The following is an 18,280-nucleotide window of genomic DNA, read 5'->3' as shown; positions in this document are numbered from 1 at the left end:
ACAGAAAAAAAGCGATTCAAGTATTTGAAACCTGATTTTTATTTATCATATTCCTGTTTTTCTATTTCCTTTTTCTTCTTTGGGTACACATTTTACTTCATATACTTATACCACGGAGAGACCGGAGGTGTTGGATATTTCAATCCAAATACGGCATTATTACGATACGCATCTTTCGTAACGGAAATGTATTTATTTCTTATTTTTCCATCATCTTCAATAGAGATACTCAATATGGAATAATTTTTTCCGTCATCCCAGAAGAAAGAAGTTGGATAAGTAAAGGCATTTTTTTGATTTTGATCCCATGAAACTTTTTCAGGAGAAAGTTTTTTAAGCTTTTCAAAAATTGACTTTACAAGTTTGGCATCTACGATTGCTTTATCGGTGATAGAAGCTGTAGGATTTCCATGCTTTTTCACTATTTTTTCTACAAATTCCAGAGAATATTTTTCAGCAGCATTGGTATCTACAGCTCCTACTTTCCCTTTGTATACTGTAATTCTTGTACCCATCATATTGTCTAAGGGTATATTTCCGTAGGTTACTCCTTTGTTTTCATCAGCATAATATTGAATGATATCTGCTTTTGCGGCATCTTTCATAAATAAATCTTTGTTTTCAAAGTCATACTTCTTTGCATCATCGCCTAATGTAACTGATGAAAGATCAAATGATTTATTTCCACAACAGATATTGATCAATACTACAAAAATTAATATCAGAACTCTTGTTATTTTCATCCTATCAGGTATTTTTTTCTAAAATTACTGATTCTGTCTGTCTTTAATTATTTTCGACCAATCGGTAAACATTTTAGTAATAGTATTGGCGTTGATTAAACTGAAAATGAACATTCCAGTAAAGACCGTAAGCCAGCAATATGCTAGTTTCACTCCATTTTTGTCTGTAATAAAGAAAAGTACAAATATGGTAATAGCACCCAATATAAATGTAAAAAGCAATGTATACATCAATACATGAATGATGTACATATTGAATTTAAGCTTTCTGAATATCCAGCCTATCAATGCAACCGGAATAAATAGCAGCAGGGGCAGAAACATAGCTCCAAATAAGGTAACTTCGGGGAAGTCTGCCATTTTGCTTTCCAATCCGAAAAAAGTATTAAAACTGAACTCCATTATATTGTTTTTCAGAATCTGTTATTTCCAGTAATGTTTTGTCTTTATATGCAAGTATTTTTGCCAATATAACATTTGGAAATTCATGAATTCCTATGTTATAAAGGTTAACACTGTCATTAAAAAATTCTCTTCTGTCTGCTATTTTGTTTTCCAACTCGGAAACTCTCTTCTGAAGCTCCAGAAAATTAGTATTAGATTTCAGTTCGGGGTAGTTTTCTGAAACGGCAAAGAATGAAGACAAGGCCTTTGAAGTTTCATTGGCCAGGGATGTTCTTTGGTCTGCATCTGTAGTGTTATTATAAAAAGTTCTGAGCTCCGTAAGACGTGTAAGCAGCTTTTCTTCATAGCTCATAAAGTGCTTGGCTACCGTTACCAGATTGGGAATTTCATCTGCACGTTGTTTCAGCACCACATCAATATTCCCGTATGCTTTGTCAACGTTAAATTTAAGCATGACCAATTTGTTGTACAGATTGATCAAAAAACTGATAATAACTACCCCCAGCAGGATAAGTAATATGATTGCGACAGTCTGATTCATTATTGTATGAGTATATAAATAATTATTAACAGGATAACGGAGCAGGTAAACATAAATGATCTCAGCAACGGCTGATATTTGTTCCAGACACTGATTCCTGATGATGAAGTAATCCCCAGAATTTTATAATAATCATCTTTTCTTATGAAGGGCACCCCGTTCTTAGAATCGGCATATCCTACCAACAACATCTTCTGACCATCTTTTAAAAGGGTTTCTTTGTATCTTTTACCACCGTGGCTGCTTATATTGGTTTCTTCCAATAAAACCAGTTCTATCCCTTCCGGCTCTATTTCAATTGTTCCTGTATTATCTGTAACCTGAAAGATATTGCACTGCGTTTCTCTATGAATGGTTCTGTACGTTTCTTTACCATCCGAATCTCTGTCAATATTTTCAATGGTATAGTAATATCCGATACAAACTTCGTTCTTTACCGGGGAGAATAAAGGATTTTTCATCACCAATGTCCCTTCAATCTCTGCCAGACCTTTTGCAACTGAATGAATTTTTGAGGTGGGAAGCGATGACTGCAGACGTAAAAACCGTTTTGCACCATTAGGTTTCATTAAAGTGATAAAGATGAGAATAAAAACCGCCAAGGGAATTAGAATGATTGCCTTTTCCGCATAGCTGTCATAGTTATTGGCAATTTCATATGCATATTCATGCAAGGGCATTTTTTCTTTGAAGATGATCCATAATATAAAATAAATAAAAAATGATGCTATTATTCCCAGAATAATATATCCTGTATATGATCTTCCTTTATTACCTCCCATATGCTTCGTCTGAACACTTTACTTTTCAAAAATCCGATAAATACTTTGTAAAGTATCGTATTTAATATATTATTCCGGTATTATTTTTTCTTTTCTAAATAACTTCAAATTCTTCTTTCCCCGTGGGAATATGAAACATCAGCTCCAGCATCAGCTCTTCACCGGTTTCTTCTTTATAAAGGAAAAATGCAGGTTCTCCGTTTAATTTTTTATAGGTTGCCAGCTTTCCGTTACCATAGATTTTTAAAACCCTGTCTTCCGGCAACGGCATCATTTTAAAGCCATTATTGAAATCTTCCAGTAAACTGTTTAATCTTGCTCTTGAATCTTCATCGCTTAAATACATGGATACAGCCATATTTTTTTCGCGATTACTGATCATTTCAAAGTAAGATTCATATTGTTTTGAGCTGATAAGACCGCTTATTTTTCTGTATGCCAGATCCAGTCTGGTACCAAGGTAAGAATTATCTTTTGAAATGGACAGTAGATCACGGCTCTGTTCCCATGTCATCATCTCATAAGGAATTTCAGCCTGAAAGGATGATTTATGAGTTAATGAAGGTAATTTTTTTGCAGTTTCCTTTTCTGAAAACTGAAAATTACCACAGTCTTTTTCATGAACAAACTTATCGTTAAGCACATCAAATAACTTGATGGTATATTGAAATGCTGTTCTTGAATCTATATACTGTTCTCCTGCAACCGGCAGCAGTCTAATTTCAAGTTTTTGTTCACCGGAGCTGCTTATTCCAAAGTTAACGGGAATATTGGGAGACATTTGCCCCTCAGCTTCCATCGCAATAACGGGAATGTCATTAACCAACACTTCAAATTTGCAATAAACAGCGGTAAAATCTATAGTATAGTAAGGTTCTTTAGCCATTATTGTTGTTATTTGTTGTAAAACATATCCAGACTGCGGTAAGAAACCCATTCTTTATATTTCGGGCTGGTTTTATCTAAGGCAAAGATCTTCAATGTATTCTCATTGGGCTTCTTAGAAAGATTAACGGTGTGGATGGTGAAGAAAGTTGTTTTTGCTTCTTTATCTTCCCAAACCTGTATTGTTTCTTCTATGTGATCTGTTTTGAATTCTCCGTTTTCATCAAGGAAAATAGGTCTTTCTTTTGTATTTACTTTTTTATCTGAAAAGTCGGCTTTATGGCCTGCTTTTTTTTCAATTGCACTCAGAATGGCATCTGTATTGGGATTGTTCTGTAATACCATTTCGTAGCACCACACTTTTTTATCATTTTTTGAATAAAAAACGGATACATCATCTGTAGAAGACTGTAAGGTGTTATTAAATAACGACAGGTTCAGATTTTTATCTTTTGGAAATTGAAATTCAACATAATCCACTGAGGTATTAAAATCCCCTGAAGCGTTGTCATTAACAGTTAATCCAATTCCTTTGAGCAAGTCTTCTCCATTGGTTCCGAATTTAAGATCTTTAAAATCCATTTTTCCCTGGGTTTGATTTACTGGTTTACTGGTTATGGTTGTCTTCTCTGCCTGTGAAACTGATTTTTCTTTTCCTTTTTCCTGACAGTTCATTAAAACAAAACTTAACGCGATCTGGCATATAACAATCTTTTTCATGCAATTTTTTATTTAATTTTCTTCTTTATCGTACAGACTATAGGGATAATTTTCTACCTTTTTATTGTTTTTTATTCTGAATTTCAAGTATTCGGAATACTTTGTAGTCTGCTTAGCATTTATGATCAGTGTTGTAAAGTTAGTATTTAAACATAACAAATCTGATTCTTTTGTTTTTTCTCCTTGTATTTCGGCATCTCCGTTATTGAGAATAAAAATCTTTCCGGATTTTTCCCAGATGATATTCCGCTCTACTTCATTTCCTTTATCAAAAGCTGGCTTTCCTAATTTTTCAAGAAGTAATTTTTCCAGTTTTTCACTTTCTTTCCGGGTATATAAATGGATTTTATATCCGTTAATTTCTTTTGAATCTCCTAAAAGTTCAAGATAATTTTTCCCGGCATACGTTGCTGTATTACTTTTTATTTCATTGGCAAAGTACTGTCCATAAAGGCTAAAGGAATTCATATCTTTTACCTGGTAGGCGTTAAGATTTTCATCCAAAATAGATTTTTTCTCTGTATAGTCAATATTATTTAAAACCTTTTCTTTTTTTACAGGAAAAAGAACGTCAGACAAATCCTCCTTTGCCGTACTGCATGATATAAGCAATGACATTATTAAAAGTAGAAACATATTTTTATTTTTTCTTTTTTTCCCAAAGTAACATTTTGTTGTCATAACCTGCTAGTTCTGCTAAATATTTCATAATATCGAATCCGTCAAAAAATGTACGGGTTCTGTTATAGTTCACCGGAGTCCAGTCTGAGCTTACTTTTTTGTAGGTAAACCCTGCTTTTACCATAATCACGACTGTTCCCACACATGGATCTATGCTTAAACTCGGAATATAATAAATTCCTGCAGTGGAATCATATTTTAATTTATGACCTGACGTAATTCCCATTGTGGCTCCTGCAGTTAATTTCCCTTCAACATGTCCTTCCAGTTCCGGTTTTTTTGCTGTACCAATGACCACAAACATTCCTTTTAATTCAAGTCCTGATTTTAATTCAACAGTGATGTTTGAGCTCAGATCAAAATTCACTTCTGCGCCATCTTTGACAGTACTGAAAGAGCCGTCAATAACACCATCTACTTTTCCTTTTACTTCAAGATCAATGTACATTTTAAAGTTGATAACTACCTTTTCTGTTTCATATCCCTTACTTGCCCATTCTCTGACCATATTGAAAATTTCCAGAGCAAGTGCATTCCCTGTTCCTGCTGTAGCTACTGCCACTCCTGCTTGAACAATTAAAGCCAAAAGGTCAAAAACAATAGCCAGCTCAACCAAAGGCTTAGCTTCAATGAAGAGCATCAGCTTGGTTCCTATGTCTGAATGTGCCTCATTGACATCAGCTTCCCATTCTGCTCCGAAATACAGTGCGGGTGCATTTAATCTTATATCAAATGGCAATTTTCTTCCTACTCCTTTGGATACTACTCCTTTTGTCTGTGAGGTAATCCCCTGAGACATTTTTTTCACGGAAGAAATAATAGAGAACAGTTTACTGATCTTATCTTTATATTTCAGGGTAAGCTCCGGTTTGCAGTAATAGCTTCCATCTTTTTGTTTATCATAAGAAGCCTTAAGTTCTACCCCGAATTCTACATCTGTATATTTTCCTTTTTCTTCATTGGCAAGGCTTAATGCTTTACTTCGAAGTTCTTTATGCTTTTCGGGAGTCATTTTCTGCCATTTTATACTTAAGCTGTTGCTCAGGTTGATAAAGAAGGCAAATCTCCATTTTATATCCGGATAAGCTTTTATTAATACGGTAGTCCGCTTCTCATTGCTGTAATATCTGCAGGTGTGCACATGCATGTGAAACTGATTCGGACTGGAAGATGCAGGCCAAATATACTGCATAAGCGTCATTGATTGGGCATCAAACCCAACTCCACCACCAAAATTATATCTGCTCAGCGGTGCATAGACTTCGTAAGGGAATGTGGGGGTCTGAAAGCTTTTCTTGGTATCTCCTTTATCTATTGACTGCCCTACATCTACTATATAAATTTCTTTTTTATGTTTGTTTTTGGTATCTCTGAAACAGCTGTTGGTGTCAAAGCCTGTAACATCAATAATAAGCTCTTTTTTTGTAGCTGAAGTAGGTGCGACTACAGCATAGTGAATGGTCTGTGCATCATGGGCATTGAACACAAATGAAATATCTACTCTACGGTTGTTTTCGTAGTCTTTTTCATTTTTGTATTTGATATTATCTCTTCCCATTTTATCATCTGTAGGATCTACTTCTCCTTTTCCTACAGAAATAATTCTTCTGGGATCTAATCCACCGTCTGCAAAGAATTTTTTGACAACATCTGCTCTTCTTTGAGAAAGTCCTCTGTTATAATTTTCTTTTCCTATAACACAGGCATAGCCACTGAGATTCATTGTGGAATCTTTGTGCTCAAGAAGGAATTTGAGTACATTATTCAGGATTGCAACGCCATCTTTATCAATGACCGTAGAATCAAATTTATAGAAGATGGTTCTCTGAATATGTTCCTGTAATGCTGCAGATTTTATCTGTTTTATACCATCTCCGTTTTTAAAGACTGTAGCTATTGTATTGTTGGCTTTTCCGTCTTTTGTTTCATTTTCAGTGATTTTGATGACTTCAAACTTGCATGGCTCAAGCCTTACAGAGCTTACATCCGGCTTATATACTTTGGTAGGCGTCTGGTTTTGGGCTCCGTTGGTATTGGTGGTAACTATTTTATTTTTTACATTCAGATAGATAGCATGAAGATCATCACCAATTTTATCTTTGATGTATTGTTTTGATGCTGTATCTTTTACTTTAACATAAAATTCTTCTACATTCTGAATGTTGTCTACATAGGCCATCCATGCAAATGTATTTTCTATTTTCAGATTGACTTCACCATCTATTACCTGTACATTATTGTAGGTATGCACCAGTTTATCTTTTTTGGCATACTGCTGGTTCCAAAGCTCAATACTGACTGTATTTCCATTCAGACCTTCTGTCATCAGGTTCAGGTGAACAATATGTCCATAAGATATAAACTCGGTCTTTTTATTGTTTTTTATGCTTTTGCTGTTCTTTTGGGTAGACCATTTGCTGCTGACAATTTTAGGATCGCACCAGCCTTTTACATATATTCCTGTATTGCCTTTAGGATCTCTTACTCCTGAAAGACTGGCTTCAATATAAAACTGATAACTTCCACAGAACTGTTTTCCTATTAAAAACTTATATCCGGTAGCAGAAGTTATCTGATTGATAATAATTTTTTTGCTGCTGTTCTGCCTCATCCAGGTGAGAGGTTTCTTTTTGTCTGCATCTGTAGTACCCGGCAGCCATTCGTCAATACCAAACTGCACCCATTGGTCAGGTTTTATTGTTACCCTTTGCCCTAATACAGACATTTTTGGATAATACAGTCCGCTTACAACTTTTATTTTTTTTACGCCTTTTGCCATTGTTTTATCATTTAGATTGCACCATCCTGACCTCCTCCTGAAGGCTGTTCGTTATACATTTCTTCAGAATCCACCAACGGATTAATCTGCTGCTGGACGTCTTTATCTGCATTTTTAAAATTCTGCTGGCTGGCTTCTGCTCTCTGCCCGTGGTCTATAATCTCAATGCATGGAGTTCCGGCAATGGCACAAACGGCTTTGCTGTCTTCTACAATGATATATCCGCCATTGCTGAGCTGTACTTTATCATAAAACTTCTGCCATTCTGTAACCATGATCTTGCAAGGTGGCGGCGGAACTCCCATTTTGGTACAGTTTCCGAATGTATTTTTTTCAAATGTGGCTGCTCCTATTTCTTTCGTGGTAACGATCAGTTTTTTGGAAGCGCTTTTATCATTGGCATATTCTTTTTGGTGTGTAAGTACTTTCAGTTTGTCCGGAACCTGTCCGAACTGGCATTTGCACATGGCGCCCTGTACTACAATATGTTTTTCTGCCATATTAATTTTATCTTTAGTGAAATGGTAATTTAGTTTTTATCAATTCCTGAAACTGATACTGAAATCTTTTTCTCTTCCTGCAGCATGATACTACATTCCAGGTAAAGAGATTCCGGAAGTGAAGTTTCTCCTTTCATATAGCTTATGAGTCTGAAAGTTCCTTCTTCATTCATCACAGGTTCGTCTTCTATAATCAATGAAAAAGGTGATCTTCTTATAAAATCATCTATGTCTCTTTCTTCATATAATTTGCCTGATCCTTCTACAGTAATCAGACCTGTTTCTCCTTTTAGCGGATCTGTTTGCAGCGTAAACTTATATCTGGGTTCAATTGCATTGTCTACTACAGGAAACGTTGCTGTCATCTCCGTTTTGTATTCTTTTCCGAAACTCTGATATATTCCAAAGAATAAAGTACGGATGAAGTAATCATTTTTAAGGTAAAGATCAATTGCTTCAGGCTGGCTGATCACTTTTTCAATCTTTCCGCAGTATTCATCTACGGTTTGGCCTTCAAATTCTTTATACAATTCTTCTTTTACGGCCGCCCATCTTTTGATAAATACCTCAGCATTTTCCACTGCTTCAAACTTTCCCTGTTCATCTGTGCTGATCTGTAATGGGTATAAAATCTTAGAGGTTCTGTACGCCAGGAGATCTGCAATTTCATTGACTTCTTCTTCATTGAGATAAAGGTTCGATGTTCTGTCTATCTCAAAAAAATGATGTCTTTTCTCAGTTTTCAACCAGCGAACTGATGTTTCATATTTTAATTCGCTCTTATTTTCTCCTTTTTCAATGGTAATGACTACACTGTATCTTCGCATTGAATTTTCCGGCTGAAAAACAAGGCTGTTTCCTCTTCCGAATTTTACCAGAATGTTTTTATCTGCAACCGCCGTTCTGGGAATAAAAAGTTCTTTCTGCCCGTTAAGATTGATCAGGATCATGTCCTTAACAGCGCAGTGGTTATTATGGAAGAGTTTTAATGCATCTTGATCCAACCCGTACAGCGAGGCTATACTTTTTAAAGTTTCATCTTTCTGAACGGTATGTATATTATATTTCTGCATAAAAATGTTCCTGCTTCAAATTCTTTCTTTGTACGATATTTTTATTAAAGTTTAGTGGATAACTCTTGTTCTGTTCGGTCTCGGATCCATCCCGATCTTTTCCCTTCTTGCTGACCAGTGAAGGTATTTATGGCGAAGTTTTCTTAAATCAGCTTGTTCCTTTACTTCTTTCTGATAAGCATCCTGACGGTCTTCCGGGACTTCATTTCCTCCATAGGCATCTCTCAGTTCTTTATAATGTCTGAAAGAATAAGGTTTGCCATCTCCCATTACGTAAGTTCTGAGACGGTCTTTTATTCCTATTAAAAACTGATCATTCAAAATAGAATATTTATCGTCCGTCATTTTTTTTAAGGTGATAGGAAGATTTTTCTCAATGCCATATTCCGCCATAAAATGTAAAGGAATATAGCTGAAAGTCTTCACAAGATCACGTGTTCCTCTTAATGACAAATAGAATCCGGGAGTAATGGTAAGCTCACCTTTTTCGTACCATCCTTCATTTTCAAGCTCTGTTTTTAATGCTTCTAATTTGCTGCTGGTAGTCCATGACGTTTCCACTTCTTCCCAGGTTTCCCTTCCATTTTCATAGGCTCCACCTACGTCGCAGTGCACACCCGGGAATGTTTTTTCAGTTCCGATATGTACTCTTGTGAGGTCAAAGTTTTCTCTATGCTCGTTTTCTGCAATGAAATGAACTACAGTCTGGGCTTTTCCGATATCATTCAGACTTAATTCCTCTACGTCGTTACTGAAATTAGGCATTGGTGACAAATATTTTGAATAGGAAGAAACGGTATCGTAAATCCCCAGAAACCTTACTTTTAAAACATCTACCTTTAATCCTGCTTCTTCGAGCTTAAGGCCAAGGTGCCCCCATTTCGGAAGTTCTTCCGAATCTACACTTTTACCGTCATCATCTGAATAAGTGGTCACTGAAACAGCTTCGTTGGCAACGGTACGGGAAGAAGCTTTATATTTTGCTTTTCCAATTTCATATACAAAATTCCGTGCGGCAGCAGCTCCACGGCTGAATCCGAATACATCGAAAGTAAGAACAGCAATTTTATCAGCTTTTTTTTCTGCTTTAATGGTTTTCACTTTTTTTACGATTTCTTCACAGCCTTTTCTCACTTTCGATCTGATACCGGTTTCTCCTGTTCCAAAAGCGTATCCCAATGTAGCATCTCCTTCTTTGTCTTCTGTACCAATACCTTCTATATAAATGCCGAAGTTTTTATCATAATTATCCCACATACGGGCCACATTACTCCAATCATTGTTGTAGCTTGTGTTGTCTGAAGATTTACCACCATGTTTTTTATGGGCCTCTGTACCTTTTTTTCTTTCGTCGGTATTGGTCTTATTATTCAAGGTTCCGTCAAAAAAAATCCCAATGGTAATATCCAGTACTTCCTCTTTGGATACAGACGGTGTATAACTTCCAAATTGATTGTTGTGCATAGTTCTTGTTTTTAAATTGACTGAGTGAATACTATGATTCTATCTTTCGGGATACCCTGATTTTTGCTTTGGTAACAGCTAGTTTTTCTTTTTCAGATTCTAAGGATATTAAAACTTTGGTATTGTCTTCATTGACTTTAATGGTAAGATCAATGTTTTTATCTTTACCTAGTTTCTGAAATAGATCAAATATTTCTTTATCATCAAAAGCGTCTATCCATACTGCATACCTGTTATTATTTTTATCTTTCCAGTAAAAACCGCAGAAGCTTGGAACAGCACGGTTTTTATAGATATTGTCTTTCAAACTCTGATCAAAAAGATTTTCCTGTTCTCCGTTATAATTGGTAAAACCGAAATCTATCCATGTTGCTCCTTCAGGAAGAACTACTGAAGGTTTCCAGTTGTATTTTTCTCTATATACATTATAAATATCTGCTGCAGGATATCCTTCTTTTTCAATTTTTTCGCGCACTTCCGGCTTGAATGTCTTATAAGATGGATCTTTCAGCATTCTGTCTGCAAAACCTTCATTCAGCATGTACTGAGCATTATCGTATGCTTTTTCTTTGGTAATAACCGTATCATGAGCCTGAAAAGCTCCTATTTCTTTTTGATTCCCGGCTCCTTTCATCCAAAGGACTACTCTGCCCTGCGGAGCCAATCCTACGACAAATGAGCTGTAGGTAGATTTCTTTTTCGTGTCCTGATCTACAAATCCTTCGTCAAAAAGGTTTTTGATCTTTTCTTTATCCAGATTCCATTTTCCGGTATAGAATTTTTTCTCTACCAAAGAATACCATGTGAATTCCAACTGATGAGGTGCGTCCATTCTTTCGGTGGTCACGTTCATCGTTCCTCCTTCTTTTCCCCATCCTGTATTCTGTGTTCCCCAGATTGCATCAAAAGCGTAAGTAAAACCATCAGCAACGATAGCTCCTTCATATACTTCCATCGGATATTCCTGTGGGGCAGAAACGGTTCCCAGCCAATTGTATTTTTCTTCCATTTTTTTATTCTGACAATTCGTTAATGAGAAACAGCATACTATAAAAAGAATCAGTATGTTATATTTACTTATGACCATGGGACATAATCTTCTTGTTACTCGCTAAAACCAGATTATCTCTGTGTGCTTCCACATTGATTTTCTTTGCTATTTTTTCAACCTTTTTTCCTACGCTCAGATGGTAAGAATCTTTAACTGTGATGCGCAGATTGGTTGCTATTTTTATGATGGCCATATCAGAAAAGTTTTGATTTTTCAGCACTGTTGAATTCTACTATCTTTCCGCTCTGCATGGTCATATTTTCCAGTTCGCTGAACATAGAAATTTCACCTGCTATTTCGTTGGATGTTTCAGATTGTCTCTTGAATTCTTTTTCAATCATTTCTGTTCTGGTGTCGGAAGTTTCCGTAATATCTCCTGAAGCCGTAAGTTTCATATCTTTTCCTGCAATGGAAACAATATTGTCATTTGCGGTGCTGGTAATGCTAGCTCCTGCTCCTATTGAAATTTCTTTTCCGGCTGTGATATTGATATTGTCACCTGCATTTAAAGTAAAGTTTTTAGGTGCTTTCATGCTGATATTGCCCTGTCCGTCCATGAAATAAGTATTTCCGCTCGGATCAAGAATCGTTACGCTACCTTCTTCATCATTCATTAGAATTCTGATCCCGCTTCTGGTTTGAATAGACTTAAGGTGATTGTTTACACCTCCTCCTAACGCAATACCTCCATGGAACATTCCTCCCATTACGAAAGGTCTGTCCGGATGGCTGTGAACAAAGTTGACCATCACCTGATCTCCTACTTCCGGAATGGCTACATACCCACGGTTTTGGGTAATCTGGTCTGTTCCTCCTGCATCAGGGCTCATCATACGGATAAAGTGAGTGGTGTCATTGGTCTGCCAGTCAAATCTTACCTGTATTCTTCCCTGTCCTTCGGGATCTGTATTGGAAATTACCGTTGCGGTTTGCGGCTCAGCCTTTGGAATGGTGTATTCGGGCTTTGGAAGGAATCCTGTATCTGCCGCTATTCCTATGAAGCTTCCGTTATAATGACCTATGGTGTCAATCTCATGTTCTGCTTCCGTAATCATGATTCTGGTAAAATAAGAGGTTTCATTGGAATCCTGTTTACGCATCTGCACATCCGCTACACAACCTGGATGCAGGAAAGGAACTGTTGTATTTCCTGAAACGGAAAAAACGTTGACAGCTTCGCTTCCGGAGGCACTTTTCTGAGAATATTCAACGTCAAGGTGTGTGGTAGCTTTGATGGGAGCCATCTGTAAAGCCGGCGTTTTATAAATAGATTCGTTATGACTGTATGCTGTTTTTGCCAGATCACCCACATGTTTGATCGGTGTTGAACCGGAAGTCAGTCTTTCATTTTTATTGCTGTTGTATCCGTAGAATTGCGGCTTGGTGTGTACAGCTTTTAATTCCACTTTTATATCATTCGCGCTGCTTCCGTAAGTAAGGGTTATGGGCTTGTTCTGAGCAGGTAGTTTTCCGAAGTGTAAGACTTCACCGTCATAATAGAACTGTTCACCATAAGCTTCAGCCATTCTTGCCAGATAGTTGTAATGGGTTTCATCATACTGGCTGCTGTAGATAATCTGAGAGAAATTATTGGCATCTACCCTGATATCAAAACGGCTTTTGTCAATTCCCTGCTTGATCACTTCTTCTGCAATAATTCCTACATTTACAGACTGAGCACCTCCAAAACTCTGGATATGTGGTGCTCCATCAAGGAGAATGGTAGGACTGTATCCGGTAAGGACAATATTTCCCAGGCTCATTTGTTCCTGGCTGAATCCTACTCCTGTAATCACTCCTACAAAGGTTCTTTCCGGACTGTTGTCTATATCTTTATAAGAAATAACAGCGGTAAGCCTTTTTCCAAGAAACTTATTGGCTTCTTCCAATGAATGGGTCTGTCTGTCTCCCAGGGTATCGTGTGCCAGTGTCAGCGTAAATTCGTGGTGTCGCTTGGTGCTTTGTTTAAGCTTAAAATGCTTATAATATTTGATAATTTTCCCTTCTATGACAAGAGAAAGCTTCACCAAGCGGTTGATACCTGTATGATGGTTTTCGGAAATACCATCTGCATTCTGCGTCGGACGAAAAGACGTCGCTTGTGATTTTCCAGGTGTATTTGACATATTTTTAAGTGATTTGATTAGTTTTCTAAACGATTATTCAACGGGCCGGGAATTTAAAAATAAAAACAAAAGCGCCTGCTGAATATAGTCTAAGGTAAAAAAAGACCGTCTTATTAAGGACAGTCTTTTATTTTTTGCTCATGAAAGACTTAGCTCATTGGCCAAAGTCCGTCATAAGATGAGTTTCCATACGTAATGCTTTCAGCGCTTACTACAAAGCTGATGAGCATATTGTTGCTGTCTACCGCATCAAAGTCTACTTCATGCTGGATAACATATCCGTTTTCCCACTTTAAAGAGATCAGTGTTCCTTCTTCGTGAGATTTATTAAAGTTTATTTCTCCGTTGGTAGGTTTATATTTGCTGTTCAGTAAACTTTCTAAAACATCAGATTTTTCTGTTGCTTCAATAGTTACTTTAATTAGTGCGTTTGACGGATCAGATGCTACACGTCCTGAAATGTCCGTAGATCTTGATACGCTGTAGTTAAGCTTTAATAACTTCTGACCTTCTCCTCCATTGAATTTTAAGATTCCTCTTGAATTTCCTGCCATATTCTTAAATTTTAATCATTAACAACTGTTCCCAGATATAGGATTTATATAACAAAGATAGACTTCATGTTCTAATTTAAAAAGTTTTTGGATAACAGTTTGATAAATTGTAGTAGTTCTACGACATTTTAAAAATTCTATACGACAAAATAATATAAGAATTTTAATCTAATAAATTTCATTTTTTATTGAAATTTTTCTACACAACCCTATGTAAATCAGGACGCAAAAGAAATCCATCCACACATCCAACTCACTATCAAACGTTGCTCCTCTCTTCTTAATTAATAATGTTTATATATGTACCCAATGATCATAATAATAAGATTAATTACAACCATAATCATTAAAATATTGCTGTATTTTCTTTTTTTATCTATAAAGCTCAAACCAAGAGTAAGAAGGAACAGCAATAAAGTATACACAGCAGGATACATCTGAAAAGCTTCATAAAACTTCCCTTCAAATACCAGTACAATTGCTCTCTGGGCACCACATCCCAGGCATTCTATGCCAAGGAATTTTTTACTGGGGCAGGTAAGCATGAAATCATCGATATCCATTTCTGAGTTTTTATAAGTTTTCCATTACCTAAGAAGAGATTTTGGCTCTGGTATACTGATGGGGGAAAAAGCAGTCTTCTTTCATTTCAAAAGATCCCTGAACGGCAATATATGGATTTCTGAGAATTTCTCTTGCTACAAAAACAAGGTCGGCATCGCCTTTCTGAAGGATTTCTTCAGCCTGCTCCACATTGGTTATTAATCCTACAGCTCCTGTCTTTACACCGGCTTCATTTCTCACCTGTGATGAAAAAGGAACCTGGTAACCATCGAAAACCGAAATTTTTGCCCCATGGATATTTCCTCCGCTTGATACATCAACAAGGTCTACTGCGTGTTCTTTTAAAATTTTTGCTAATTCTACACTGCTTTGAATATCCCAGCCGTTCTCAGCATACTCCGTTCCGGAAATTCTTACAAAAAGGGCCGTATTTTCACTCAATTCTTCATTAACAGCATCTACAATTTCAACCAGAAACCTGATTCTGTTCTCAAAGCTCCCACCATATTCGTCTGTTCTGATATTGGAAAGTGGTGACAGAAACTGATGAATCAGATATCCATGTGCCCCATGAATTTCAATAATATCAAAACCAGCCTCCACTGCTCTCCTGGCCGCTTTTCTAAAGTCCTGAACCAGCTCTTTTACTTCATCAGTACTTAAAACATGCGGAATTCTTTCTGTCGGGTGATAAGGAATAGGACTTGGAGCAACGGTTTCCCAGCCTTCTTCAATGGAAATCTGCAGGTTATTCCATGTTGAGCCTTTTCTTCCGGCATGAGCCAGCTGGATTCCTATTTTACTTTCTGAATTTTTATGAACAAATTCTACAATTCTTTGTAATTTCTCTGCCTGTTCATCATTCCAGATTCCCATGCAGTGATTGGTGATTCTTCCTTTGGGTACTACTCCTGTAGCTTCCACAATCAACAGACCTGTACCGCCCTGTGATCTGCTTCCGTAGTGTACAAAATGGAAGTCGTTAGCTTCTCCGTTTTCACATGAATACATACACATGGGTGACATTACCCATCTGTTTTTCAACTCTACATTCCTGAATTTTATTGGTGTATATAACATTGTATTCTTTAAAAAATTGAACTTTTTACCAGGAGAATAAAATATTGCCCACTTCATTAAAAAGAACTAATTTTACCCCCCTTTTTTAGTTGACAATATATGAAAAAAGACCTACAGATCAGTTACGAATATTTTAAAAATAGCAGTGAACTGAGCGATATAGAAAATAAATTATTTGAAAGAGCCAAAGAAGCTCGTGAAAATGCTTACGCACCTTACTCCCAGTTTCTGGTGGGATGTTCCGTATTATTGGAAAACGGAGAAATCTACTCCGGGAACAATCAGGAAAACGCAGCGTATCCATCCGGACTCTGTGCAGAAAGAACAACTCTTTTTTGGGTGGCCGCCAACTTTCCGAATGTGAAAATAAAAAAGATCTTCGTGGTAGGAGGTCCTAAAGAATTTCATGAAAAGAATCCACCGATTCCTCCTTGCGGAGCATGCCGTCAGAGTCTGATAGAATATGAGACCAAACAGCATGAAGATATAGATCTTTATTTCTCAAGCATGAATGAAGAGGTTGTAAAAGTACGTGCGGTGAAGGATCTGCTTCCTTTTTATTTTGATTCTTCATTCTTGTAATGGTAGCAGAATAGTAAATTTGCAAAAATGCGAGATTTCTACCCATGTCAAGGTTTAAAACCTTGACATGGGTAATGAAGGGTAATCAGCATAAAAAAAGCTGTTTCATATGCGGAAACAGCTTTTTTTATTATTCTTCAGATTCTACATCCTCATCGTCTTCGTCTTCGTATTGCTCGAGATAGTAGCTAAAACTAAATTCTTCAACTTCTTCTTCCGCATCTTCCAAAGTAGTCAGCAGATCTTCAAAAATCTCCAGCTGATCTACCGTCATGTTTACGAATTCCAGGTGGAGCGGCATTTCCATATCTCCGGTGATGGTATCAAAAAGTGCATCAAGATTATCGCCAAAATGTTCAGGAAGCTTAACTTTTTCCTTTAACTGAGCGTAAAAATCTTCATAGTCACCTATGTCTGTAAAATCTATATATACTGTCTTCATATTGAATTAAATTTCCAATTTTTATTGATTAAAAAAGTTTTGCATTTTTTGCAGAAATCAGTTTCTTCATTAGTAGGATTCTTACCTTCTGCATCTCTCATAAAGCACATTTTTTCCGGGCAATGTGGCAACCCCTGTGTATGACCTAATTCATGAATGGCTATTTTGTAAAACTGCTCATCCCGATTTTCTTTATTCAGTCTGAAGTTTGAAGCTACAAAAGCCTTCCCAGGTCTATAGCCTAATCCCATGATTCCAAAGTCTTTGATCTTTCCTCTGGTAGCGCTGATGTCTTTTGAAGTCAGACCAATTGTAACAAACCCTTCTTTTGTTTCCTTATTTAAAAACTTAATGATTGAATCGGCTCTATACCGGTTTCTTTCTTTATAATAAGTATTTTCAGGAAAGTCTATCGCATTCAGGACTTTTACGTTCGGGTACACGTTTTTTATTCCTTCGGTTACTTTTGCTACAGTTTCCGTTTTAATATCTTTAAATGGCTGTATGAGTATTGTAACGACTGGCTTTTCTATTTTTTCTTTTACAATATTCTTCTCCGAACATGAAAGTGTCAGAAGTAAGCCTGTTGTAAAGTAAAAAAAGCTAATATTCTTCAAAATTAATCCTTATCTCTGATTTAAATACAAATTATATACTGTCATTGCGAGAAGCAAAAGCGACTTATTATTCATAATATTATACACAAAACCTGCTTTCACCTGTGGTTATTTTTTAGAGATTGCTTCGTCACTGTGTTCCTCGCAATGACCATTTATTATTTACACCTATTGTTTTTCAAAGCTCTTATAATGATTTTTGGTAAGATATACTTCCCCATTTTGAGTATAAATGATACGGTCAGCATTTCTTCCGCCACAATGATAATTCACATCTGCTTCAAAATATTTTTCTCCATCAGGCAAACGTCCTTCCCTGTTTCCGAATTTATCTCCGCCAATCGCTTTTCCGGGAAGTACATCGCACAGGTTTCCTTTGGAAGGATTCCATCCCTGTTTTCTTGCTTCATTTTTGGTGATATAATAATCCGGGAGCCTATGATTCTGTTTTACATAGCTTATCACCGTTTTCTCTTCTGTAAGCTGATCTATAGAAACCTGAGCAGAGGAATTCCCATTATTGGATGCACCATCCGGGGAGGTACTGCCATAGTTCACAGTTTCCTTTTTTACAGAACCTGTCTGATCTTTTTTATCTTCAATAAAATTTCTGTAAACATACATTACAGCCATTCCGAAAAGGAGTCCCAGACAAATAAAAAACAGGGATCTTATTTTACCGTTCATAACT

Annotated in this window: 21 protein-coding genes; 1 reads left to right on the top strand and 20 read right to left on the bottom strand. The window is 36.6% G+C overall.

Features of this window, described 5'->3' with window-relative positions; genetic code table 11:
• Positions 1-92: 92 nt before the first annotated feature.
• The 17 genes from LC457_RS07190 to namA form a co-directional block, all read right to left on the bottom strand.
• On the bottom strand, positions 93-743 hold the full coding sequence (locus tag LC457_RS07190) for a hypothetical protein (RefSeq protein WP_223599235.1): 651 nt from the start codon (positions 741-743) through the stop codon (positions 93-95).
• Between the two features lie 24 nt (positions 744-767).
• Positions 768-1,145: a hypothetical protein gene (locus LC457_RS07185; protein ID WP_223599234.1), complete on the bottom strand. Its 378-nt coding sequence runs from the start codon at positions 1,143-1,145 to the stop codon at positions 768-770.
• Positions 1,129-1,689 (bottom strand): LemA family protein, encoded by a 561-nt coding sequence (locus tag LC457_RS07180; RefSeq protein WP_223599233.1) that lies wholly within the window; start codon positions 1,687-1,689, stop codon positions 1,129-1,131. The genes LC457_RS07185 and LC457_RS07180 overlap by 17 nt, the downstream gene beginning before the upstream one ends.
• Positions 1,689-2,471, bottom strand: a complete 783-nt coding sequence (locus LC457_RS07175; RefSeq protein WP_223599232.1) for an E3 ubiquitin ligase family protein — start codon at positions 2,469-2,471, stop codon at positions 1,689-1,691. Before LC457_RS07175 ends, LC457_RS07180 begins: the two co-directional genes overlap by 1 nt.
• A 94-nt stretch (positions 2,472-2,565) precedes the next feature.
• Positions 2,566-3,357, bottom strand: a complete 792-nt coding sequence (locus tag LC457_RS07170) for a hypothetical protein (RefSeq protein WP_223599231.1) — start codon at positions 3,355-3,357, stop codon at positions 2,566-2,568.
• Between the two features lie 8 nt (positions 3,358-3,365).
• Positions 3,366-4,076, bottom strand: a complete 711-nt coding sequence (locus tag LC457_RS07165) for a hypothetical protein (protein ID WP_223599230.1) — start codon at positions 4,074-4,076, stop codon at positions 3,366-3,368.
• A 12-nt stretch (positions 4,077-4,088) separates the two neighbouring features.
• A complete protein-coding gene (locus tag LC457_RS07160) occupies positions 4,089-4,712 on the bottom strand; it encodes a hypothetical protein (RefSeq protein ID WP_223599229.1) in 624 nt (207 codons plus the stop codon).
• 4 nt (positions 4,713-4,716) lie between these two features.
• Positions 4,717-7,536 (bottom strand): OmpA family protein, encoded by a 2,820-nt coding sequence (locus LC457_RS07155; protein ID WP_223599228.1) that lies wholly within the window; start codon positions 7,534-7,536, stop codon positions 4,717-4,719.
• Positions 7,537-7,547: 11 nt separating this feature from the next.
• Complete coding sequence (locus tag LC457_RS07150; RefSeq protein WP_047387258.1) at positions 7,548-8,036, bottom strand: DUF4280 domain-containing protein; 489 nt, start codon at positions 8,034-8,036, stop codon at positions 7,548-7,550.
• Between the two features lie 29 nt (positions 8,037-8,065).
• Positions 8,066-9,109 (bottom strand): LysM peptidoglycan-binding domain-containing protein, encoded by a 1,044-nt coding sequence (locus LC457_RS07145; protein ID WP_223599227.1) that lies wholly within the window; start codon positions 9,107-9,109, stop codon positions 8,066-8,068.
• Between the two features lie 51 nt (positions 9,110-9,160).
• Positions 9,161-10,573: a DUF2235 domain-containing protein gene (locus tag LC457_RS07140; RefSeq protein ID WP_223599226.1), complete on the bottom strand. Its 1,413-nt coding sequence runs from the start codon at positions 10,571-10,573 to the stop codon at positions 9,161-9,163.
• Positions 10,574-10,604: 31 nt separating this feature from the next.
• Complete coding sequence (locus LC457_RS07135; RefSeq protein WP_223599225.1) at positions 10,605-11,582, bottom strand: DUF2931 family protein; 978 nt, start codon at positions 11,580-11,582, stop codon at positions 10,605-10,607.
• Positions 11,583-11,646: 64 nt separating this feature from the next.
• Complete coding sequence (locus tag LC457_RS07130; protein ID WP_223599224.1) at positions 11,647-11,817, bottom strand: hypothetical protein; 171 nt, start codon at positions 11,815-11,817, stop codon at positions 11,647-11,649.
• 1 nt (position 11,818) lies between these two features.
• Entirely contained in the window at positions 11,819-13,750 is a 1,932-nt protein-coding gene (locus tag LC457_RS07125) for a type VI secretion system Vgr family protein (protein WP_223599223.1), read from the bottom strand.
• 149 nt (positions 13,751-13,899) lie between these two features.
• Positions 13,900-14,304, bottom strand: coding sequence for a type VI secretion system tube protein TssD (gene tssD, locus LC457_RS07120; RefSeq protein ID WP_047378640.1), 405 nt, complete (start codon positions 14,302-14,304; stop codon positions 13,900-13,902).
• Positions 14,305-14,588: 284 nt separating this feature from the next.
• Positions 14,589-14,867: a DUF2752 domain-containing protein gene (locus LC457_RS07115; protein ID WP_223599222.1), complete on the bottom strand. Its 279-nt coding sequence runs from the start codon at positions 14,865-14,867 to the stop codon at positions 14,589-14,591.
• A 28-nt stretch (positions 14,868-14,895) separates the two neighbouring features.
• Entirely contained in the window at positions 14,896-15,948 is a 1,053-nt protein-coding gene (namA, locus tag LC457_RS07110) for an NADPH dehydrogenase NamA (RefSeq protein WP_223599221.1), read from the bottom strand.
• 99 nt (positions 15,949-16,047) lie between these two features.
• Between namA and LC457_RS07105 the strand changes: the two genes are divergently transcribed.
• Positions 16,048-16,530: a cytidine deaminase gene (locus LC457_RS07105; RefSeq protein WP_223599220.1), complete on the top strand. Its 483-nt coding sequence runs from the start codon at positions 16,048-16,050 to the stop codon at positions 16,528-16,530.
• A gap of 130 nt (positions 16,531-16,660) precedes the next feature.
• On the opposite strand, the gene LC457_RS07100 is transcribed toward LC457_RS07105, so the two are convergent.
• The 3 genes from LC457_RS07100 to LC457_RS07090 all read right to left on the bottom strand — a co-directional run bounded on the left by LC457_RS07100 (position 16,661) and on the right by LC457_RS07090 (position 18,276).
• Positions 16,661-16,972: a barstar family protein gene (locus LC457_RS07100; RefSeq protein ID WP_223599219.1), complete on the bottom strand. Its 312-nt coding sequence runs from the start codon at positions 16,970-16,972 to the stop codon at positions 16,661-16,663.
• Positions 16,969-17,589: an archaemetzincin gene (locus LC457_RS07095; RefSeq protein ID WP_223599218.1), complete on the bottom strand. Its 621-nt coding sequence runs from the start codon at positions 17,587-17,589 to the stop codon at positions 16,969-16,971. The genes LC457_RS07100 and LC457_RS07095 overlap by 4 nt, the downstream gene beginning before the upstream one ends.
• A gap of 168 nt (positions 17,590-17,757) precedes the next feature.
• On the bottom strand, positions 17,758-18,276 hold the full coding sequence (locus tag LC457_RS07090) for a ribonuclease domain-containing protein (RefSeq protein ID WP_223599217.1): 519 nt from the start codon (positions 18,274-18,276) through the stop codon (positions 17,758-17,760).
• Between the last annotated feature and the right edge of the window lie 4 nt (positions 18,277-18,280).

The sequence above is a fragment of the Chryseobacterium sp. GVT01B genome, assembly GCF_019970045.1.
Lineage (GTDB): Bacteria > Bacteroidota > Bacteroidia > Flavobacteriales > Weeksellaceae > Chryseobacterium.
Note: the sequence above shows the minus strand (reverse complement) of the source record. Positions and strands in the feature narration are given on the sequence as shown.